Consider the following 21,298-nt stretch of genomic DNA (forward strand, 5'->3'; position numbering starts at 1 on the left):
CGTCGCGCCGCTGGGCCGGTCTACTTGGCGCCGCCCGAATACTTGGTGACGCTCGTCGCGTTCACGTGATAGCCGCTCACACCCATCATCGAGTCGTTGCGCATGGTCTGCAGCTTGCCGGTGACCCACACGGTGTCCATGGCCCGGAACTTGGCGCCCTTTGACGTGACCACGTGCAGGATCTGGTTGGCCGGCGGCGGCGGCGTGTGGATGCAGGCGCCGAAGTAGGGCACGAGCAGGAACTCGGTCACTTCGCCCTTGGCTTCTTCGAGCGGCACGATGAAGCCCGGGATCTTGATCTCGGCGCCGTTCATCGCGGGATTGGTCGGCGCGTTGTTCGACACCTCTTGCATCTTCATGAGCAGCTCATTGGCGCGCGGGTCGCCGTCATTGAGCGAGCTCAGGTCCATGCCCTTGAATTCCTTGGCCGGGTCCCAGTCTTTCGGCACCAGTTCTTCCCAGGTGATCTGGCGCGGCTGGCCCGGCGTGCCCTTGGCTGCAGCAACAGGTGCGGCCTTGCCGCCGAGCGGGTTCGATGGGGTCGTGTCCTTGGGCGCGGGGTCGGCGGCCCATGTGGCGGCTGCCAGGCCGGCACCGGCGAGCAGCATCGAAAGCCGCGTGAAAGCCCGGAGCGTGGAGTTTTTCTTTGCGATGCGCATGGTTTCAAATCCTGGGTGAGAGACCGTCGGCAAGAGAGAGCCGGTAGGCACGGATGCCAGGCAGCAGGCTGGCCAGCCAACCCGCCACCAGCAGGCTTGCCATCAGCAGCCATTCGTTCAGTGTAGGTTCTGAAAGGCTCAGTGTCAGCCCGAACTGCGACTGCAGCCATGGTGCGAGCAGGGCAATGCCCAGCACCGCCATGACCACGCCGAAGGCCACGCCCAGCACGGTGACCATGGCGCCCTCGAGCGCGAGCAGCGCCAGCACATGGCGCAGGCCGGCGCCCACGGCGCGCAGCACGGCGAGTTCGCGCCGCCTTTCATTCAGGCCCGCCATCACCACCGAGACAAGGCCCGCAAGGCTCACCAGCGCGACCAGCGCCGACATCAGCAGCAGTGCGTTTTCGCCGATGCCGATCACGCTCCAGAGTTCGTCGAGTGCCACGCCGGGCAGGATGGCCATCAGCGGTTCGCCGGTGTAGGTCGAGATCCAGCGCTGCACGCCGAACACGGCGGAGCGGTTCTTCAGGCCCACGAGTGCGGCCGTCACGTTCTTGGGCGTGAGGTCGAACTTGCGCACCTGCTCGGCCGGGATCTTGACGCCGGGCATCGGCGCGCCGCCCACCCATTCGAGGTGAATGGCTTCCATCGCTTCGAGGCCGATGTGCACCGTGCGATCGACCGGCGTGCCGGTGCGGGCGAGCACGCCCACCACGGTAAAGGGCTTGTCGGCATGCTCGGCCGAATTGAGCTCGCCGCTGCCGTGGGCAAGGGTGATCTTCTGGCCGACGTGGTAGCCGAGCTTGTCGGCCACTTCGGCGCCCACCACCGCATCGAACAGCGCGCTGAAGGGCTTGCCCTCGCGCAGCTGCAGCGACTGGCGATTGCCGTAGCGAAAGCGGGTGAAGTATTCGGGCGAGGTGGCCAGCACCGAGAAGCCGCGGTGCGAATCGCCGAGCGAAAGCGGCACCACCCAGTCGACGCCCTGGTGCGCGGCCAACGCCTGCACGCTCTTCCACGAGATGTTGTTGGTGGCCGCGCCGATGCGAAACACCGAATACAGCAGCAGCTGCGTGGAGCCCGTGCGCGCACCCACGATCAGGTCGGTGCCCGAGACGGAGGACGCGAAATTCTCGCGCAGCTCGGTGCGGATGCGCTCCACGCCCAGCAGCAGAAAGGTCGACAGCGCAATCGAGAACACGGTGAGCGCGAGCGTGAAGCGCCGGTTCCAGGCGCTGCGCCAGGCAATGGAAAAAAGGGCGCTCATCGGCGTGCCTTCATGCGTCCGCCGCCATTGCCGCGGTTGCTGCGCGATTGATGTCGGGCAGCAGCACATGCCGTGCAAAGCGCTGCGCAATGCGCTGGTCATGGCTCACGAACACCAGCGCGCTCTGGTTGGTTGCGCAGGCTGTCAGCAGCACGTCGAGAAAGGCCTCGCGCCGGTCTTCGTCGAGTGCGGAAGTGGGCTCGTCGGCAATCACCACCTCGGGCTGGCCGATGAGCGCGCGCGCAGCCGCCACGCGCTGCTGCTGGCCGACCGACAACTGCATGGCCTGGCGCTTCCACAGGTTGTGGTCGAGACCCATCTGGTCGAGCAGGTGTTCGGCCTGTTCACGGGAGCTGCCGCTGCGCGCGGCCTGCGCCTCGCGCCGCTGCGAGAAGCGGCAGGGCAGCAGCACGTTGTCGAGCACGCTCAGGTACGGCAGCAGGTTGAACTGCTGAAAAATGTAGCCCACGTGCGCAACACGGCAGCGGTCGCGCGCGGCGCCGGAGAGCTGCGACCAGTCGTGCCCCAGCAGCGTGACGCGGCCTTCGTCCGCCACCAGCACGCCGGCCAGGAGCGACAGCAGCGTGCTCTTGCCGCAGCCGCTCGGGCCGTGCAAGAAGACCAGTTCCCCGGCCGTGATGCGCAAGGCCTCGATGTCGATGCAGGGCGTTTTCATGCCGGGCCACGCAAAGCGCAGCGCTTCGGCGGCGAGCACAACGCGCAGCGGCGCCGACTCGGCCTCGAGGGCGCTGCTCACGGTGTCACTTGCCCCAGCCAAGGCGCACGGGCTGGCTCGCCTGCGCACCGGCCGGGCGCTTGAGCTGGCGCTTGAACTGCCCTTGGGCCGAAGCAATCTGCGAATCGATCTGGCGCGTGCCCTTGAAGGCGGTGAACAGATTCACGTCGATGAACTTGGCCGCGGCCGCGTTGGTGCAGTTGAAAGAAAAGGTGGCGTCCAGGTCCGCATGGCCGGGTGGCTCGTTCGGGTCGGGGTTGCCGAGGCCCAGTGCGCTGGAGCGCAGGTCGACCGGGCCGAGCTTGCAGTTGGCGGCGGGGTCGACAACAAAGAGCTTGTCCGCTGCGCGCAGCTGCGCAATGGCGTCTTCGGCGGTTTTCTTCTCGGCAGCCGTCTTGGGCGCGCGCTCGAAGCCGACGATGTTGTCGAGCGGCGACTCCATGTCGATCACCACCGTCGGGCCGTCGATGGCCACGTCGAGCCTGATCTGGCCGTGCACATGCGCGTGCTGCTGCTGAGCCTGCGCGGAAAGCGAAAGAAAGGGTGCTGCGAACAGTGCCGCGGCGAATGCGAAGCCGGATGAAATGCGTCGAAGTCGGATGTGTTTCATGGTTCTGCGCCTTGCCGGGTCGGCAGCCCCGGCGTGTTGCTCCATTCGCTCCAGCTGCCGGCATAGAGCGCGGTCGTCCCAAGCCCTGCGATCTGCATCGCAAGCAGATTGGGCACAGCGCTCACGCCGCTGCCGCATTGGTGGACAACCGTCGCCGGATCGCGTCCCGCGAGCAGCGCTTCGAACTCGGCACGCAATTGCGATGCCGGCTTGAACTTGCCGTCGGGGCCGAGGTTTTCGGCGAAGGGCCGGTTCAGAGCCCCGGGGATGTGACCCGCAATCGGGTCCAGAGGTTCCACCTCTCCGCGATAACGCGCGGCGGCACGCGCGTCGATCAGCTGCTGGTCAGGCTGGCCGAGCCGGCGCGCTACCGTTTCGGTCGTCACGAGTTGCGCGAGCGGCTCGCCCGGCACAAAGTTCGACTGGAAGCGCGCAGGCTCCTCGCGGCTTGTGACTTCGCCGCCGGCGGCTTGCCATGCCTGCAGGCCGCCGTCGAGCACGGCCACTGCGTCGTGGCCCATCCACTTCAGCATCCACCACAGGCGGCCGCAGTAGTTGGCACCGTTGCGGTCGTACACCACGGCCTGCATCTCGTTCGAAAAACCGATGCCCGAGAGCCAGGCCGCGAACTTCTCCCGGCTCGGCAGCGGGTGGCGTCCGCCCGAGGCAGGCACGCCGTCTTCCTGGGCTACCACCACGTCGCCGTGCGCACCGGGCACGCCGTGCTTCGCGCTGAGATCGGTGTCGAGGTTCGCAAACGCGGCGCCCGGAATGTGGGCGGCGGCATATTGCTGCGCGCCGGCCTCGGGCTTCATGAGGTCGAAGCTGCAGTCGAAAACCATGAGCGGCGTACCGCCGGCTTGCAGCTGCTGGAGTTGTTCGACGCTGATGAGGGTGGTGTACATGACGGGCTCCTTCGTTGTCGATGGGGTTCGATGCGGTTCAGTGTTCTTCGGCCGGCGCCTTGGGCACCGCACGCTGGCGCAGCACCGTGGCCGCGATGCCGCTCACGATGATGAGCGCCATGCCGGCCCAGCCGGCGGCGTCGATGCGGTCGTCGAACAGCACCACGCTGTAGAACGCCGCGAAGACGATGCCGGAGTACTGCAGGTTGGCCACCACGAGCGTGCCGGCCTGCGTCTTGGCCGTGGCATAGGCGCGCGTCATGCAAAGTTGCCCGAGCGCGGCCAGAAGGCCGATCGGCAGCAGCCACAGCGCATGCTGCCACGTCCAAGAATTGCCACCCGAAAACCCGGTCGCGGCCGTGGCAAAGGCGCCGGCCACGGCGGAGCCGACCGCGAAATAGAACACCGTGCGCAGTTCGGGTTCGCCGATGCGCGACAGCGCCACCACCTGCATGTACGCGAATGCGGCTGTGAGGCCGGACAGCAGGCCGAGCAGTCCCGCAAAGCCCTGGCTCGCATCCACGCTGGGCTTGAGCATGAGCACCACGCCCACAAAGCCGGCCAGCACGGTCAGCGCGAGCGTGCCCTGCAGCGGCGGGCGCTCGACACGGCCATCGCGCCCGGGCACCGGCACCCAGGCCAGCAGCGTGCCGCCGACCAGGAAGGCCGCAATCCACACGCTGCTCATGTAGTTGAGCGTGACGGCCGTGGCCAGCGGCATGTGGGCAATGGCATAGAACCACGCGCCGAGCGACACCACGCCGATGATGCTGCGCCAGGCATGCATGCCGGGATAGCGGGTGCCGAGGGAAACGCCGCGGTTGCGCGCCAGCAGCCACAAGAAGACGATGCCGATCAGCCCGCGGCCGAGCACCATCTCCCCACTGTTGAACCAGGCCGACGCCACCTTGACCACCACGCTCATGGTGGCGAACAAGAAGGCACCCAGCACCATCCAGAGTGCTTGCACTGTTCGCTCAGGCGTTCTGCTGCATCGCGCTGCGGTACCACTCGTGGAACTGCTGCATGCCGTCTTCCATCGGGCTCTGGTAGGGGCCGCTCTCGTCGTCGCCGCGCAGCATCAGCGCGCGGCGGCCGGCGTCCATGCGCTCGGCAATCTCGTCGTCTTCCACGCAGGTCTCCATGTAGGCGGCCTGCTGGGCCTCGACGAATTCGCGCTCGAAGGCGACGATTTCCTCGGGGTAGAAGAACTCCACCATGTTGAGGGTCTTGGTGGGGCTCACCGGGTGCAGCGTCGACACCGTGAGCACGTGCGGATACCACTCGATCATGACGTGCGGATAGTAGGTGAGCCAGATCGCGCCGTACTTCGGGGGCTTGCCCTCGCGGTACTTGAGCAGCTGCTCTTGCCACTTTTGATAGATGGGGCTGCCCGCGCGGCCGAGCCGGTTGGCCACGCCTACGGTTTGCACCGAGAAGTTGCGGTTGAACTCCCAGCGCAGGTCGTCGCAGGTCACGAAGCTGCCGAGGCCGGGGTGGAACGGACCGACGTGGTAGTCCTCGAGGTAGACCTCGATGAAGGTCTTCCAGTTGTAGTTGCACTCGTGCAGCTCGACGCGATCGAGCGCGTAGCCGGTGAAGTCAAGGTCGGCGCGCGGGCCGAGCTCGGCCATGTCGGCTGCCACGTCGCGCCCCACGCCGTTTGCGCCGCGCTCGAACAGGAGGCCGTTCCACTCCGTGAGCGGATAGTTGTGCAGGTTGAGGCAGGGGTCCTGGTCGAAATGCGGCGCGCCGATCAGCGTGCCCGTGGTGCGCGGGTCGCTCGCGGCGTAGGTCCAGCGATGCAGCGGGCAGACGATGTTGCCGCCGGTCTGGTTGTCGAGCTGGCCGCGGCCCTGCAGGATGAGCGCCTGCCGGTGGCGGCACACGTTGGAAATGAGTTCCACCCCCTTGGGCGTGTGCACCAGCGCGCGGCCCTGGTGCTCTTGCGGCAGCGTGTGGAAGTCGCCCAGTTCGGGCACCGCCAGGCGATGGCCCACGTAGCGCGGACCTTGCGCGAACAGCGTTTGCATTTCGCGCGCGTAAAGCGACTCGTCGAAGTACGCGGAAACTGGAAGTTGGCTCGTGGCCTGCTGCAGTTGAAGACTTAAATCAGACATGGAGGACCTGACCAAGCTCCCCACAGGGAGAAAAAGAGAAAAACGGAAGGCGCCGTCTGGGAGGGCAACGGCCCGAGAGTTGTGCCGGCGCGGCCGGCAGGGGAACACGCGATTGTACCCAAGGGGGCACCGCAGTGCCCGCAGCCTTTCGTATGCCATTGCGGCAGATCCGGAACCGCGGCGTCCGCTCATCGGTGCGCCCTTTGCCGGGCGCTCCGGGAAGACCGGCGGCCATTCGGTTCCCCGCCCTAAAATGCCCGATTTCATACTTGTTCTCTCGCATGCCCAAGGTCCCTTCTTCCGCCGCCTCCAGCCCGGCGCCCACGTCCGACACCGGGCCGCTGCCGGCCAGCTACGAAGCCGGGCTCCAGGAGTTGGAACAATTGGTTGCAGAGCTCGAGTCGGGCCAACTGCCGCTCGACCAGTTGCTTGGCAGCTACCAGCGCGGTGCCGCGCTGCTCGCTTTTTGCCGCGAGAAGCTTCAGGCTGTCGAAGACCAGATCAAGGTGCTGGACGCGGGCAGCCTCAAGCCCTGGACGGCCGAATGAGCGCCGCTGTGGCCGATTGGGACGCCGCCCAGCTGGCAGGCTGGAGCGAGCCGCATCTGGCGCGTGTAGAAGTCGCGCTGTCGCGCTGGGTCGGCGTCGATGCACCGGTGCTGCTCGGCGATGCGATGCGCTATGCCGTGCTCGACGGCGGCAAGCGGCTGCGGCCTTTGCTGGTGCTGGCCGCGAGCGAAGCGGTGGGCGGCAATGCGGCCGCGGCGCTGCGCGCGGCCTGCGCAACCGAACTCATCCATGCCTATTCACTTGTGCACGACGACCTGCCCTGCATGGACAACGACGTGCTGCGCCGGGGCAAGCCCACCGTGCATGTGAAGTTCGGCGAGGCCGATGCGCTCCTGGCCGGCGATGCCTTGCAGGCCTTGGCCTTCGAACTGCTGACGCCCGAAGGCGACGAGATTCCCGCAGCCACACAGGCCACGCTGTGCCGCCTGTTGGCACGTGCCGCGGGCAGCCAGGGCATGGCCGGCGGACAGGCCATCGACCTTGCCAGCGTGGGCCTGGCGCTGAACGAAGCGCAGTTGCGCGAAATGCACCGCCTGAAGACCGGCGCGCTGCTGCAGGGCAGCGTCGAGATGGGTGCCGCCTGCGCTGCCAACGTGGCGCCCACCGCGCTGGCCTCGCTGCGCGACTACGGCGCCGCCATTGGCCTGGCGTTCCAGGTGGTCGACGACATCCTCGACGTGACCGCCGATTCGCAAACCCTTGGCAAGACGGCCGGCAAGGACGCGGCCGCGGACAAGCCCACTTATGTCTCGCTGTGGGGCCTCGACGGCGCGCGTGCGCAGGCAAAACAGCTGCTCACCGAATCGCTCGCGGCACTCGAGCGCAGCGGCCTCGCCGATACCGCGGCACTGCGCGCGCTGGCCCACATGGTCGTCGACCGCGACCGATGAACTGCTGAACAGATGGACAAGAAGAACCACGACGCTCCCATGGCCCCGCTGCTTCCCACGCTCCACGATCCCTCGCCCATCCGCCAGTTCGACCGGGCCCAGCTCAAGCAGCTGTCCGACGAAGTGCGCGCCTGCGTGCTCGACAACGTCTCGCGCACCGGCGGGCACCTGAGTTCCAACCTTGGAACGGTAGAGCTCACGGTCGCGCTGCACCATGTGTTCAACACGCCGCACGACCGCCTGGTGTGGGACGTGGGCCACCAGACCTATCCGCACAAGATTCTCACCGGCCGGCGCGAGCGCATGCCCACGCTGCGGCAGATCGGCGGCATCTCGGGCTTTCCGCAGCGCAGCGAGAGCGAATACGACACCTTCGGCACCGCGCATTCGTCCACCAGCATCTCGGCCGCGCTGGGCATGGCCATGGCCGCCAAGCAAAAGGGCGAAGACCGCCATGCCGTGGCCATCATCGGCGACGGCGCGCTCACAGCGGGCATGGCCTTCGAGGCGCTCAACAACGCCGGCGTGTGCGACTGCAAGCTGCTGGTGATCCTGAACGACAACGACATGTCGATCAGCCCGCCAGTGGGCGCGCTCAACCGCTACCTTGCGCAGCTGATGAGCGGCAACTTCTACGCCGCCGCCAAGAACGTGGGCAAGAGCGTGCTGCGCGCCGCGCCGCCGCTGTTCGAGTTGGCCAAGCGCTTCGAGCAGCATGCCAAGGGCATGGTGGTTCCGGCCACGCTGTTCGAGCAGTTCGGCTTCAACTACGTGGGCCCCATCGACGGGCACGACATCGATTCGCTGGTGCCCACGCTCGAGAACCTCAAGCACCTGGACGGCCCGCAGTTCCTGCACGTGGTCACCAAGAAGGGGCAGGGCTACAAGCTGGCCGAGGCCGATCCGGTGGCCTATCACGGTCCCGGCAAGTTCGATCCGCAGGTGGGGCTGGTCAAGCCCGCGGCGGTGGCCAAGCAGACCTTCACGCAGGTCTTCGGCCAATGGCTGTGCGACATGGCGGCGCATGACGGCCGCCTGGTGGGCATTACGCCGGCCATGCGCGAAGGCTCGGGGCTGGTCGAGTTCGAGCAGCGCTTTCCCGATCGCTATTACGACGTCGGCATTGCCGAGCAGCATGCCGTGACCTTCGCGGCCGGCCTTGCATGCGAAGGCCTGAAGCCGGTGGTTGCCATCTATTCGACCTTTCTGCAGCGCGCCTACGACCAGCTGATTCACGACGTTGCCATCCAGAACCTGCCCGTGGTGTTTGCGCTCGACCGCGCGGGCCTGGTGGGTGCCGACGGCGCCACGCATGCGGGCGCCTACGACATTCCGTTCCTGCGCTGCATTCCCAACATGAGCATTGCGTGCCCGGCCGACGAGCGCGAATGCCGCCAGCTGCTGTCGAGCGCCTACGAACAGAACCATCCGGTGGCCGTGCGCTATCCGCGCGGGGCCGGTGCCGGCGTTACGCCGCACCTGGCGCTCGATGCATTGCCGTTCGGCAAGGGCGAAGTGCGCCGCGAAGGCAAGCGCATTGCGATCCTCGCGTTCGGCACCTTGCTGTACCCCGCGCTCACGGCAGCCGAATCGCTCGACGCCACGGTGGTCAACATGCGCTGGGCCAAGCCGCTCGACGTCGAGCTGCTGCTGCAGGTGGCGGGCACGCACGACGCCATCGTCACGCTCGAAGAAGGCGCGGTGATGGGCGGCGCGGGCAGTGCGGTGCTCGAGGCGTTGCAGGCGGCCAACGTTCAGAAGCCGGTGCTGCAGCTGGGCCTGCCCGACCGCTTCATCGAGCATGGCGATCCGGCCAAGCTGCTCGCGTCCATCGGCCTCGACGCGACGGGCATCGAAGCCTCCATCGCTCGGCGCTTCGGCTCCGTCGCAGGGTAAACCCCGGCGGGTTGCCTGTAAGCAGGTTTTTACAATCGCCACGACTTACGAAAGTCGTCAACGCGGCCACAAGCCGCGTTTCGTTTTTTCCAATGCACTCGGAGTGAATTCAATGGATCGTCGTTCCCTCATTAAAAACGTCGGCATTGCCGGCGTTCTGGCCGCCGGCATTGCGCCCGCAGTTCATGCGCAGGCCGCCGTCCGCTGGCGCCTGGCCTCCAGCTTTCCCAAGTCGCTGGACACCATCTACGGCGGCGCGGAAGTGTTTGCCAAGGCGGTCAAGGCCATGTCGGGCGGCAAGTTCGAGATCTCGGTTCACGCCGGCGGCGAGCTGATGCCTCCCTTCGGCGTAGTGGACGGCGTGCAAAACGGTTCGGTCGAGATGTGCCACACCGTGCCTTACTACTTCTACGGCAAGAACCCCGCATTCGCACTGGGCTCGGCCATTCCGTTCGGCCTGAACTCGCGCCAGATGAACGCGTGGATGATGCACGGCAACGGCCGCAAGCTCATGAACGAGTTCTACGCCAAGTACAACATGCTGAGCCTTGCCGGCGGCAACACGGGCTGCCAGATGGGCGGCTGGTACCGCAAGGAAATCAAGTCGCCGGCCGACTTCAAGGGCATGAAGATGCGCCTGGGCGGCGGCCTCATCGGTGACGTGATGACCAAGCTCGGCGCGGTGCCGCAAAGCATTCCCGGCGGCGAGATCTACCAGTCGCTCGAAAAGGGCACGCTGGATGCGGCCGAATGGGTCGGTCCTTACGACGACCAGAAGCTCGGCTTCAACAAGGTTGCGCCGTTCTACTACTACCCCGGCTGGTGGGAAGGCGGTCCTGAAGTGGACTTCTTCATCAACCAGAAGGCGTTCGACGGCCTCTCGGCAGAGAACAAGGCCATCGTGGAAGCCGCCGCGGCCGTCGCTTCGTCCGACATGCTCGCCAAGTACGACGCGCTGAACCCCACCGCGCTGAAGCAACTGGTGGCCTCCAAGACCAAGGTGCTGCCGTTCTCGCAGGCCGTGCTCGACGCGTCCTTCAAGGCTTCGATGGAAGTGTTCGCAGAGAACGACGCCAAGAGCCCCGAGTGGAAGAAGATCTACGCCGACCTGCGCACGTTCCAGCGCGACCAGGTGCTGTGGTTCCGCTTCGCCGAATCGGCTTTCGACAACTTCATGTCTAAGCAGAAGCTCTGATACGCGGCTTCGGCCCGGCAAAGAAAAAGCCCGCATCGCGCGGGCTTTTTTTCGTCTGGGGCCTGCGCGCGGTGCGCAGGCCCTGGGGACGGGTGAGGGGCTTACTTCTTTTCCCGCTCCATCGATTCCAGCATGGCCTTCATCGGATCGTCCTCGGCCGCGGGAGCCGCTGCACCGCCCGCGGGCGCGGAGGCTCCGGACTCCGGTGCAGGCGCGGTGCCCGCGTCGGGCGCCGGCACTTCGGGGCGGGAATCTCGGGCGCAGAGCCCGGCATATTGGCTTCCATCTCGCGCATGACCTTGTCGAGGTCGTAGACCTCTTTTTCGTCCAGCCCGCTCGACACGATGCCCGGGAACGCAATGATCAGGCCCACCATCGTCAGCTGGATCAGCAGGAACGGCACGGCACCCCAGTAGATCTGCATCGTGGTGACGGGCTCGATCATCTGGCCCGTGACGCGGTCCTTGTAGGCCTTGGTCGGCGCCACGCTGCGCAGGTAGAAGAGCGCGAAGCCGAACGGCGGATGCATGAACGAGGTCTGCATGTTCACCGCCAGCAGCACGCCGAACCAGATCAGGTCGATGCCCAGCTTGTCGGCCACCGGGGCCAAGAGCGGCACCACGATGAACGACAACTCGAAGAAGTCGAGGAAGAACGCCAGGAAGAACACCATGACGTTCACCACGATCAGGAAGCCCAGCTGGCCGCCCGGCACCTTGGCCAGCAGGTGCTCGACCCAGCGCGGTCCGTCCACGCCCTGGAACACCAGGCCGAAGATCGTTGCGCCGATCAGGATGAACACCACGAAGCACGACAGCTTGGTGGTGGTGTTGAGCGCCTGCTTGAGCAGCGACATGCTCATGCGCCCGCGCACCATGGCCATGATGAGTGCGCCAATGGCACCCATGGCGCCGCCTTCGGTGGGCGTTGCAACGCCCAGGAAGATGGTGCCGAGCACCAGGAAGATCAGCAGCAGCGGCGGAATGAGCACGAAGGTCACGCGCTCGGCCATGCGCGAGAGCAGGCCCAGGCGCGTGACGCGGTTGATGACCGCGATGACCAGCGCCAGCAGCACGCCGGCACACATGGAGACGACGATGGTCTCGTCGGTGGCCACGCGCGTGACTTCTTCGCCCTTCCACCACGTGTGGATGTCGGCAATGTGCCGTGCGAACCACACCGACGCAACCACGCAGACCGCGGTGAGCACCAGCAGCGAGGGTCCGCCGCTCTTGCCGTTGTCTTCACGCATCGTGCGTGCTTCCGGCGGCAGCGCCGGCACCCATGCCGGCTTGAACACCGCGAGCAGGATGACATAGAGCGCGTACATGCCCATCAGCAGGAAGCCGGGCAGGAAGGCGCCCTTGTACATGTCGCCGACGCTGCGGCCGAGCTGGTCGGCCAGGATGATCAGCACCAGCGAAGGCGGAATGATCTGCGCCAGCGTGCCCGAGGCCGCGATCACGCCCGTCGCCAGGCGCCGGTCGTAGCCGTAGCGCATCATGATCGGCAGCGAGATCAGGCCCATCGAGATCACCGATGCAGCCACCACGCCGGTGGTTGCCGCGAGCAGCGCGCCCACGAACACCACGGCCAGCGCCAGGCCGCCGCGAATCGGGCCGAACAGCTGGCCGATGGTCTCGAGCAGGTCTTCGGCCATGCCGCTGCGCTCGAGGATCAGCCCCATGAGCGTGAAGAACGGAATGGCCAGCAGCGTGTCGTTCTGCATGATGCCGAAGAGCCGCAGCGGCATGGCCTGCAGCAGCGCTTCGGGCAACAGCCCGAGTTCGATGCCGACGAAGCCGAAGAACAGCCCGCAGGCGCCCAGGCTGAATGCAACGGGGAAACCGACCAGCAGAAAGCAGATCAGGCCCGCGAACATCAGCGGGGCGTAGTTCTGAATGATGAATTCCATGATGGTCCGGTTCAGCTGGATTTGGTTTGGGCTTCGGCCAGCCGGCGGATCGACTCGGCGAGCTCTTCTTCAGCCGTTTTTTCGCCACGCTTGGCCGTCGGATCCTCGATGCGGCCCTGCAGGAAGGCAATGCGCTTGATCAGCTCGGACCACCCCTGCAGCATCAGCAAGCCGAAGCCGAGCGGAATCATTGCGTAGATCGGCCAGCGGATCAGGCCGCCCGCGTTGTTCGACATTTCGCCCGAGCGGTAGCCCTGCATGAAGAACGGAATGCCGTACCAGAGCACGGCCAGGCAGAACGGGGTGAGAAAGAAGACAAAGCCGATGATGTCGATCCAGATCTGCCCGCGCTTGGACAGCTTCCCGGCGAGTACGTCGACCTTCACGTGCTCCTGGTTCAGCAGCGTGTAGCCCGCGGCAATCAGGAACGATGCCGCGAACAGGTACCACTGAACCTCGAGATATGCGTTGGAACTGATGTTGAAGGCCTTGCGGACTACCGCGTTCAGGGCGCTGATGACCGTGGACGCAAGGATGAGCCAGATCACGTACTTGCCGATCTGGCCGTTCAGCCAATCGACCGCGCGCGAAAATCTGAGCAGGAAATTCATGCTCTTCTCCAGAAGAATGGATGCTTGGATGCAGAAGCGGCCCGGACTCGGCCGGCAGGCGGCGGTCGGAGCTTTTGCGGACGCGCGATTTTATCGGCGCGGGAAGCCGTTTTCAGGCGGGGCCGGGCGGTGTATTCCCGTAGACGCGCCCGCCGTGCGCCACGCTGGTGCCGCGGCTCGCCATAATGAAACATGCCATCGTCGCCGCCCCTGCTGCCCACGGGCCTGCCGCACTCCATCGATTCGCCCGACATGCGGCGAGCCGGACGCGAACTGCTGTCGCTGGCCCTCATGGACGCGCGCAACCACACGCTTCACCTGTTGTCGCTTTATGAAGAGGCGCTGGGTTCGCCCGATCTTGCGGTGCCACGCACCGACGACGCGGGCGTGGTGCCGCCGGTCTGGCTGGCCGGGCATATCGGCTGGTTTGCCGAATGGTGGATCGGCCGCAACACGCAGCGTGCCTTCGGCGCCGATTGCCCGGTGCGCCCGACCCGGCTGGCCGCCATCGATCCGCATGCCGACAGCTGGTGGGACCCCGCCCAGGCCACGCGGGAGCGGATCTGGTCGCCCAGCCTGCCGGACCTCGGCCAGACCAAGGCCTACCTGCTCGAAACGCTGGAAAGCACGCTCGAGCTGCTCGAGCATGCGGCCGAGACCGACCCGGGCCTGTACTTCTATCGCCTCGCGCTTTTCCATGAGGACCTGCGCGGCGAGCAGTTCATCGTGATGGCGCAGACGCTGGGGCTGTCGCTTGGCATCGAGCCGCTGCCGGTTTCGGTCACGCGCGAGCCGCTGGTGCTGCCTTCCACGCAATGGGAGCTCGGCCTGCCGGACGGCGGCGGATTCGCCTTTGCGCAGGAGCAGGGTGCGCACCGCGTCGACGTGCCCGAATTCGAGATCGATGCCCAGCCCGTGACCTGGAACCAGTACATCGAGTTCGTCGACGAAGGCGGCTACGACCGCGAGGAGCTCTGGCACCCCGAAGGCTGGCGCTGGCTTTCCGCGCAGATCGATGGGCGCCGCGGGCCGCGGCATGTCGAGCAGATCGGCGCCGCGCGCAACGGCACCGGCGGCTCGGTGCTTCAGCACCGTTTCGGTGCAACCGTGCGTGCGGCCGGCCACCACGGCGCCGTTCACCTGAGCTGGTGGGAGGCCGATGCCTGGGCGCGCTGGGCCGGCCGGCGCATCGCAACCGAGGTCGAATGGGAGATTGCGGCGCACACCGCCGCGCGGCGCGGCTTTCGTTGGGCCGACGTGCACGAATGGACGGCGGGTACGCTGCGGCCATGGCCCGGCTTCAGGGCCGACCCGTGGAGCGGAGGCGGAGAGTTCGACCCGGCCGCGGCGTTCGGCCAGGCCCGCGTGCTGCGCGGCGCGTCTTTCGCGACCCGAGCGCGCTTGCGCTCGCCACGCCGCCGCGGGTTCGCCTTGCCGGGCAGCGACGACGGTTTCTTCGGCTTCCGGACCTGCAGTCTGTGACTCGCCCCGAGCCCTCGCGTATCTGCGCCGCTTCAATGGCCGCTGTCACCTGACGACAGCGGCGGCGCCACTTCCTCCAGCGGCTTGCGCTCCGCATCGGCCGCATAGCGCAGCGCCAGCAGGCCCGCCACGATGACCAGCGCGGCGCCGATGAGATAGCCCACCATCACGGCGCCCCGGCTCCCGGTTTCGATCAGCGCGCCGAACAGCACCGGCGCCACGAAGCCGCCCGCGCCCATGCCAATGGCGTAGAAGATGGCGATGGCCATCGCGCGCATCTCGAGCGGGAACACTTCGCTGACCGTGAGATAGGCCGAGCTCGCCGCCGCCGAGGCCAGGAAGAACACCGCCGACCAGCACAGCGCCTGGCCGCGCGCGTCGAGCCAGCCCATCATGAAGGCCCAACCGGTCAGCGCGAGCCCGACGCCGGCCAGCACATAGGTCAGCGCAATCATCTTGCGCCGGCCCACGCTGTCGAAAAGCGGGCCCAGCAGCAGCGGCCCCAGCACGTTGCCGAGCGCGAACGGAAAGATATAGAGCGCCACGTTGTCATCGGCCACGCCGTAGAAGCGCGTGAGCACCAGCGCATAGGTGAAGAAGATCGCGTTGTAGAAGAAGGCCTGCGACACCATGAGCGCTACCGCGACCACGCTGCGTTCGCGGTAGCGGCGCAGCAGCACGTGCGCCACTTCGCGCATTGTCGGGCTTCGGCGATTGCCAACGTAGGCGACGCGGCCCTGCGCTTCAGGCAGCGGCCCATGCTGCGCCCGCACTTCAGCCTCGATGGCCTCGACGATGCGCAGCGCCTCGTCGGCGCGGCCGTGCGCCATCAGCCAGCGCGGGCTTTCGGGCACGTTGCGCCGTACCAGCAAGATGGCCACTGCCAGCACCGCGCCCAGCGCAAAGCCGGCCCGCCAGCCCCATACCGGCCCGATCACGCGCGCATCGAGCAGCACCAGGCTGAGCGCGGCTCCAAGCCCTGCGCCAATCCAGAAGCTGCCGTTGATGGCAAGGTTCACGCGGCCGCGCACGCGGGCCGGAATGAGTTCGTCGATAGCTGAGTTGATGGCCGCGTATTCGCCGCCGATGCCCAGGCCCGTGATGAAGCGGCAAAGCACGAAGAAAGCGAAATCCGGCGAGAACGCGGTGGCCAGCGTGCCCAGTGTGTAGACCACCAGCGTGACGAGAAAGAGTTTCTTGCGCCCGAGCCGGTCGGTCAGCCGACCGAAGAGCAGGGCGCCGATGACCGCGCCGGCAATGTAGATCGAACCCGACCAGCCGATCTGGGCGGCGCTGAGGCCCAGTGTGTCGGGCCGTTCGAGCACGGCGCCTATGGAGCCGACCAGTGTCACTTCGAGGCCGTCGAGCACCCAGGCCACGCCGAGCGCGATCACCACGCGCCAGTGCCAGCGAGACCAGGGGAGGCGGTCGAGCCGGGCCGGAATGTCGCTGTGCACAGCATCCGTCATGGGCACAACCTTAACTTATTGGCCAACCGGCGTTGCCTTTGCCGGCAATTTCAGTGCTTGTGCGTCTTCTCGCGCTGGAAGGTCCACCACGGGAGCAACTCGCGCAGCGACTGCACTTCGCCGCTGCCCGCGGCTTGGTAGCCGGGCAGGGTGCCGAGCAGGTGCTGCCAGCTTGCACTCTGCAGCACCGCCACCAGCGCCCGCGTAGCGGGCTGATCGAGTGCCGACTTCAGACAGGCCAGGTGATAGCGCTCATGCACCAGCGGCACGAATCCGAGGCCTTCGGCGTGGGCCGCCGATTCAACCCCGAGTCCGGCATCGGCCTGTCCCGAAGCCACAGCGTGCGCCACGGCGGCATGCGAGGTTTCGCAGCGTTCATAGCCCATGAGCGCAGCGGCATCGAGGCCCGCTTGCGACAGCAGCTCATCGAGCAGCACGCGCGTGCCGGTGCCGATCGTGCGATTCACATAGCGTGCGCGCAGCCGCGCCACATCCGCCAGCGAGCGCAGTCGCAGCGGATTGCCGGGCGCCACGAGCAGCCCCTGCGTGCGCCGCGCAAAGCCGATGAGCTTGTGCTGCCCGGGCTTGAGCAGCGGCTGGTAGGTGCGCTGTGCCAGCGAACCCTGCGGCGGATGCTCCAGCGTGTGAAAGCCCGCCATCACGCAGCGGCCCTGGTTCAGCGCGCGTATCGCGTCGACGCTGCCCGTGAAATGAATGTCCAGGTGCAGCTGCACAGTGCCCGCCGCATGGGTGCGCAGCAGCGCCAGAGCATCGTCGTGGCTTGCCTGCAGGCTCAGCACATGGGTGCGGTCATCGAAGGCGAGCGCGAAGGCACGCTCGAGTTCGGCGTGCAGTGCCTCGATCTGCGGTGCCAGTCGCGCCTGCGCCTGGCGCTCGGCCCACAGCAGCTTGTCGCCGAATTCGGAAAGCTGCGCCCGCTGGCCCTGCTCGCTCTGCACCAGTGCATGGCCGAGCGTCTGTTCCCAGTGCTTGAGCTCACCCCACACGTGGCGGTAAGACAGGCCGAGCGCGCGCGCCGCGGCCGAGATGGAGCCGTGCTCGCGCACCGCCTGCAGCAGTTGCATCAGCGGATTGCGAATCTGCCGCGAACCGCTGCGGCGGGGACGGATCGCGTAGGAAAGGTCGATCTGTTGCACGGAGGCTGGCGGGAGGGAAATGAAGGCCGGCTCATTATGCAGAGCCGCCCATCGCCAACCGCCGCCGCCGTGCGCTAGTTCGTTTCGGCCAGTGCGTCGGCCAGTGCGTTGACGAGGCGGTCGATCTCAGCTTTTTCGGCAATGAAGGGCGGAGCAAGCTGGATCGTGTCGCCGCCATAGCGCACGTAGAAGCCCTTCTTCCAGCAGTTCATCGCAATCTCATACGGCCGGCGCGCCGGCTCGCCCGGCAGGGCAGCGATGGTGATGCCCGCAGCCAGGCCGTAGTTGCGGATGTCGGTGACGTGCTTGCTGCCCTTGAGGCTGTGCACCGCATTCTCGAAATGCGGTGCAAGCGTTTTCACGCGGCCGATCATGTCTTCCTTCTGCAGCACGTCGAGCGCCGCAATGCCCGCGGCGCAGGCCACCGGGTGCGCGCCATAGGTATAGCCGTGCGGAAACTCGAGCATGTAGTCGGGCCCGCCGGCTGCCATAAAGGTGTCGTAGATGTCCTTGCTGGCAACCACCGCGCCCATCGGCTGCGCGCCGTTGGTCACCTGCTTGGCGATGTTCATGATGTCCGGCGTCACACCGAAAGCCTCGGCACCCGTGAGCGCGCCGCAGCGGCCGAAACCGGTAATCACTTCATCGAAGATCAGCAGGATGTTGTTCGCGGTGCAGATGTCGCGCAGCCGCTTCAGGTAGCCCTTGGGCGGAATCACCACGCCGGCCGAACCTGCAAACGGCTCGACGATCACGGCCGCAATGTTCGATGCATCGTGCAGCGCGATCAGGTCGAGCAGGCGGTCGGCCAGTTCGGCGCCGTTCTCCGACATGCCGCGCGTGAAAGCGTTGGCCGCAATCTGCGTGTGCGGCAGATGGTCCGCTTCGACGCCCTGGCCGAAGAGCTTGCGGTTGGCCGCAATGCCGCCCACCGAAATGCCACCGAAGTTGACACCGTGGTAGCCCTTTTCGCGGCCGATCAGGCGCGTCTTGCTGGCGAGGCCCTTGGTGCGCCAGTAGGCGCGCGCCATCTTCAGTGAGGTGTCGGCCGCTTCGGAGCCCGAACCGGTGAAGAACACGTAGTCGAGGCCCGCGGGCGTGAGCTCCTTGATCTTGTTGGCCAGCTCGAAAGAGAGCGGATGGCCGAACTGGAACGCGGGCGAGTAGTCGAGCTTGGCGATCTGCCGGCTCACCGCCTCGGTGATCTCGGGGCGGCCATGGCCAAGGCCCGAGCACCACAGGCCCGAGAGGCCGTCGAAGATCTTGCGGCCGTCGCCGTCGGTGAAGTAGGCGCCCTTGGCCTCCACGATCATGCGCGGATCGGCCTTGAAGTTGCGGTTGCCGGTGTAGGGCATCCAGTGCGCGTCGAGCCAGGCGGCGTCGGTGCGCAGGGCGGGCGTCGGTTCGATGGCGGGCGTTGCAAGGGTCATGACGCTTCCCGCGCAGGGCGGGCTCCAGAAAGGTAATGAGGTGTGCAGATTGTTGGCACAGCCTTCAGTGTGGAGAATGGCGCAATATCAATGTTCACTTGACGTTTCATGCAAGTAAAAGCCAAAGCCCAAAACAGTGCCCAAGGCACGCGCAACCGCGCCGTGCTGGGGCAACTGAGCGACATGGACCTGCGCCTGCTCAAGGTGTTCAAGAGCGTGGTCGACTGCGGTGGCATGGCGGCAGCGGAGCTGGAGCTGAACATCGGCACCTCCACCGTGAGCCGGCATGTGAAAGACCTGGAGACGCGGCTCGGGCTGGTGTTGTGCCGGCGCGGCCGGGCTGGCTTTGCGCTCACGGCCGAGGGCCAGCGCGTGTACGACGAGACGCTGCGGCTGCTGGCTTCGGTCGACGCCTTTCGCGGCAGCATCGACGACATCCACAACCGCATGGGCGGGCAACTGGAAGTGGCGCTGTTCGACAAGACAGCCACCAACCCGAAGGCGCGCATCGGTGAGGCTATTGCCCGCTTCACGGAGATCGCGCCAGAGGTGAACTTGGCGGTGCACGTAGGCTCGATCAACGCCATAGAGCAGGGCGTGCTGGAGGGCAATTTCCAGATCGGCATCATTCCCGCGCACCGCGCGTCGAAAAGCCTGGTGTACGCCGACCTGTTCGACGAGACGATGCTGCTTTATTGCGGCAAGGGACATCCGCTCTTCGAGAGCAACAACGCAAAGCTCACATGGGCCAAGTTGCGGGAGCATCACTTCGCGGGACTGGGCTATCACTCGCCGAACATGGAACTGAGTCATCGGGCCAAGCTGTCGCGCAAGGCGACGGGCTTCGACCAGGAGGCGATTGCCACGCTGATTCTTTCGGGGCGTTTTCTCGGTTTCTTGCCCGACCACTATGCGCAGGTGTTCGAGGAGCGCGGGCTCATGAAGCCTGTGCTGCCGGCTCGGTTCAACTACGCGTGCCGGTTCGTGAGCTTGCTGCGGCGGTCGCCCAAGCCTTCGCGGGCTGTGCTGGCGTTTCAAGACTGCTTGGAGAAGGCGCACGCCTGAATTGCCGCTCTGGTTGGTTTGGCGTCGGTGTGATTCAGGGCGGCGCTCCCGCCGACGGGGTACCTTGCTCCGCGAATGTCCCCCGGCCTGCGGCCTCCTCCTTTATTTCGCTGCGCAAGGCACCCCATCGACGTGATCGTTGTTCAGGGCGGTGGTTGATCGCACGGAACAAGCGCGGCGCCCGGTGTGCACAGGGCATCGGGTGCTCCCCGCAGCGAAATAAAGGAGGAGGGCGAAGCCCGGGGACATTCGCGGAGGGGAGTACCCGGTGGCCTTTGCACACGCCCTGAACAGCAGCGCCCTGAACAACAACCAGAAAAACAGCGCCCCGAATCAGCAGCGCTGAAGAATCAACGCTGCCCGCTAGGTAACAACAGATGCTTGGCCCCGATATGCGCCTCCATCTCATGCATGTGCGCCTCGGCATCGACCATGTGCTCGGCCATCAGCCGGCGCACCTCATCCGCATCTTCCCGGCGATAGGCCGCCAGCAGCTGCGTGTGGTAGTCGACATTGGCCTCGCCAAAGTGGTGATGGTCCAGCGCCTTCTTGTAGACCACCAGGTCGCGCAGCAGGTCGTTGAGAAAGCGGCACATGAAGGAGAGCACCGGATTGGGGCAAGCCTCCGCCAGCATCGTGTGAAACGCGAGCTCGGCCTCGCGCTGCGTGCGCAGTTCATCTTCGTTGGTGGGCTCCAGCGTGCAAAGGCGCACATTCGCTTCCAGCCGTTCGAAATGTTCGGGCGTCAGCTTGCCGATCACGCTCACCGCCAACTCGGGCTCCAGCACCTTGCGCAACTGGTAGATGTGGTGGCCGTCCAGGTGATGAAAGTGCAGAAAGTTGCGTAGCGGCTCCGACGCATGGTCGACCGACACCTGCTGCAAATAGGCCCCGCCGCCCGGCCCCGTGCGAATCGAGATCAGCCCGCGCACTTCCAGCGCCTTCAACGCTTCGCGCACCGTGCTCTTCGAATAGCCGAAGAGCTCGATCAGCTCCTTCTCATTGGGCAGCCGGTCGCCCGGCTGCTTGCGCTCGGCAACGATCCAGCGCTTGACGTCCTCGACGATGACGTCGGAGAGCTTTTGCCGCTTGGGGCGGTTCTGCCCGAATGCCATGGCGTCCTGCGTCGATTTCATGCGTAGCGAGTCATTTTCGAGAGTGATGAGGCATCTGGAGCAGGTATCGGGCCCGGACCTTGCCCGGATTTTGGCACGGCCATTGCTAGCGGGTTTTTACCAGCATATTAATCATATTTATCCGCTTAAATTTGCAGCCGACCTGAGGCCTCACCTTTCTCTTACCTCCCCTAACCACGTCCGGAG

19 protein-coding genes are annotated in these 21,298 nt (G+C 66.1%); 6 read left to right on the forward strand and 13 right to left on the reverse strand.

Annotated features, from left to right (window positions below):
- Positions 1 to 20 precede the first annotated feature (20 nt).
- The 7 genes from M0765_RS17335 to M0765_RS17365 all read right to left on the reverse strand — a co-directional run bounded on the left by M0765_RS17335 (position 21) and on the right by M0765_RS17365 (position 6,297).
- On the reverse strand, positions 21 to 659 hold the full coding sequence (locus M0765_RS17335) for a DUF3299 domain-containing protein (protein ID WP_258504977.1): 639 nt from the start codon (positions 657 to 659) through the stop codon (positions 21 to 23).
- A gap of 4 nt (positions 660 to 663) precedes the next feature.
- Positions 664 to 1,926, reverse strand: coding sequence for an ABC transporter permease (locus M0765_RS17340; RefSeq protein WP_258504979.1), 1,263 nt, complete (start codon positions 1,924 to 1,926; stop codon positions 664 to 666).
- Between the two features lie 10 nt (positions 1,927 to 1,936).
- On the reverse strand, positions 1,937 to 2,602 hold the full coding sequence (locus M0765_RS17345; protein WP_274708993.1) for an ABC transporter ATP-binding protein: 666 nt from the start codon (positions 2,600 to 2,602) through the stop codon (positions 1,937 to 1,939).
- Between the two features lie 85 nt (positions 2,603 to 2,687).
- Complete coding sequence (locus tag M0765_RS17350) at positions 2,688 to 3,272, reverse strand: DUF2796 domain-containing protein (RefSeq protein ID WP_258504983.1); 585 nt, start codon at positions 3,270 to 3,272, stop codon at positions 2,688 to 2,690.
- Complete coding sequence (locus M0765_RS17355) at positions 3,269 to 4,177, reverse strand: sulfurtransferase (protein ID WP_258504984.1); 909 nt, start codon at positions 4,175 to 4,177, stop codon at positions 3,269 to 3,271. The genes M0765_RS17350 and M0765_RS17355 overlap by 4 nt, the downstream gene beginning before the upstream one ends.
- Before the next feature lie 37 nt (positions 4,178 to 4,214).
- On the reverse strand, positions 4,215 to 5,132 hold the full coding sequence (locus tag M0765_RS17360) for a DMT family transporter (RefSeq protein WP_258508319.1): 918 nt from the start codon (positions 5,130 to 5,132) through the stop codon (positions 4,215 to 4,217).
- Between the two features lie 22 nt (positions 5,133 to 5,154).
- Positions 5,155 to 6,297, reverse strand: coding sequence for an aromatic ring-hydroxylating oxygenase subunit alpha (locus M0765_RS17365; RefSeq protein WP_258504985.1), 1,143 nt, complete (start codon positions 6,295 to 6,297; stop codon positions 5,155 to 5,157).
- Positions 6,298 to 6,578: 281 nt separating this feature from the next.
- Between M0765_RS17365 and M0765_RS17370 the strand changes: the two genes are divergently transcribed.
- From M0765_RS17370 to M0765_RS17385, 4 genes are all read left to right on the forward strand, one after another.
- Positions 6,579 to 6,845 carry an exodeoxyribonuclease VII small subunit gene (locus M0765_RS17370; protein WP_258504986.1) on the forward strand — a complete coding sequence of 89 codons (267 nt, stop codon included), beginning with the start codon at positions 6,579 to 6,581 and terminating at the stop codon, positions 6,843 to 6,845.
- Positions 6,842 to 7,756: a polyprenyl synthetase family protein gene (locus M0765_RS17375; protein WP_258504987.1), complete on the forward strand. Its 915-nt coding sequence runs from the start codon at positions 6,842 to 6,844 to the stop codon at positions 7,754 to 7,756. Before M0765_RS17370 ends, M0765_RS17375 begins: the two co-directional genes overlap by 4 nt.
- Positions 7,757 to 7,795: 39 nt before the next feature.
- Positions 7,796 to 9,652 (forward strand): 1-deoxy-D-xylulose-5-phosphate synthase, encoded by a 1,857-nt coding sequence (gene dxs / locus M0765_RS17380; protein WP_258504989.1) that lies wholly within the window; start codon positions 7,796 to 7,798, stop codon positions 9,650 to 9,652.
- Between the two features lie 112 nt (positions 9,653 to 9,764).
- On the forward strand, positions 9,765 to 10,847 hold the full coding sequence (locus M0765_RS17385; protein WP_258504991.1) for a TRAP transporter substrate-binding protein: 1,083 nt from the start codon (positions 9,765 to 9,767) through the stop codon (positions 10,845 to 10,847).
- Between the two features lie 139 nt (positions 10,848 to 10,986).
- Here the strand turns inward: M0765_RS17385 and M0765_RS17390 are convergent, their stop codons facing one another.
- Together M0765_RS17390 and M0765_RS17395 are read right to left on the reverse strand one after the other, a co-directional pair.
- The gene (locus M0765_RS17390; protein WP_258504993.1) at positions 10,987 to 12,762 is read right to left on the reverse strand and encodes a TRAP transporter large permease; all 1,776 of its coding nucleotides are present in this window, start codon (positions 12,760 to 12,762) and stop codon (positions 10,987 to 10,989) included.
- A gap of 11 nt (positions 12,763 to 12,773) precedes the next feature.
- Complete coding sequence (locus M0765_RS17395) at positions 12,774 to 13,373, reverse strand: TRAP transporter small permease subunit (protein ID WP_258504994.1); 600 nt, start codon at positions 13,371 to 13,373, stop codon at positions 12,774 to 12,776.
- 192 nt (positions 13,374 to 13,565) lie between these two features.
- Here M0765_RS17395 and M0765_RS17400 point away from each other — a divergent pair, with 192 nt between their 5' ends.
- Complete coding sequence (locus M0765_RS17400; RefSeq protein ID WP_258504996.1) at positions 13,566 to 14,855, forward strand: SUMF1/EgtB/PvdO family nonheme iron enzyme; 1,290 nt, start codon at positions 13,566 to 13,568, stop codon at positions 14,853 to 14,855.
- Between the two features lie 32 nt (positions 14,856 to 14,887).
- Here M0765_RS17400 and M0765_RS17405 read toward each other — a convergent pair whose 3' ends face one another.
- The 3 genes from M0765_RS17405 to M0765_RS17415 form a co-directional block, all read right to left on the reverse strand.
- Positions 14,888 to 16,324, reverse strand: a complete 1,437-nt coding sequence (locus M0765_RS17405; RefSeq protein WP_258504998.1) for an MFS transporter — start codon at positions 16,322 to 16,324, stop codon at positions 14,888 to 14,890.
- Positions 16,325 to 16,374: 50 nt separating this feature from the next.
- Positions 16,375 to 17,481 (reverse strand): helix-turn-helix transcriptional regulator, encoded by a 1,107-nt coding sequence (locus tag M0765_RS17410; RefSeq protein ID WP_258504999.1) that lies wholly within the window; start codon positions 17,479 to 17,481, stop codon positions 16,375 to 16,377.
- A 74-nt stretch (positions 17,482 to 17,555) separates the two neighbouring features.
- Entirely contained in the window at positions 17,556 to 18,911 is a 1,356-nt protein-coding gene (locus M0765_RS17415) for an aspartate aminotransferase family protein (protein ID WP_258505001.1), read from the reverse strand.
- A gap of 108 nt (positions 18,912 to 19,019) precedes the next feature.
- On the opposite strand from M0765_RS17415, the gene M0765_RS17420 reads away from it, so the two are divergent.
- Positions 19,020 to 19,976, forward strand: coding sequence for a LysR family transcriptional regulator (locus tag M0765_RS17420; protein WP_258505003.1), 957 nt, complete (start codon positions 19,020 to 19,022; stop codon positions 19,974 to 19,976).
- A 350-nt stretch (positions 19,977 to 20,326) separates the two neighbouring features.
- Here the strand turns inward: M0765_RS17420 and M0765_RS17425 are convergent, their stop codons facing one another.
- The gene (locus M0765_RS17425; RefSeq protein WP_258505004.1) at positions 20,327 to 21,112 is read right to left on the reverse strand and encodes a FadR/GntR family transcriptional regulator; all 786 of its coding nucleotides are present in this window, start codon (positions 21,110 to 21,112) and stop codon (positions 20,327 to 20,329) included.
- Between the last annotated feature and the right edge of the window lie 186 nt (positions 21,113 to 21,298).

This window comes from Variovorax sp. S12S4, from assembly GCF_023195515.1.
Taxonomy (GTDB): Bacteria; Pseudomonadota; Gammaproteobacteria; order Burkholderiales; family Burkholderiaceae_C; genus Variovorax.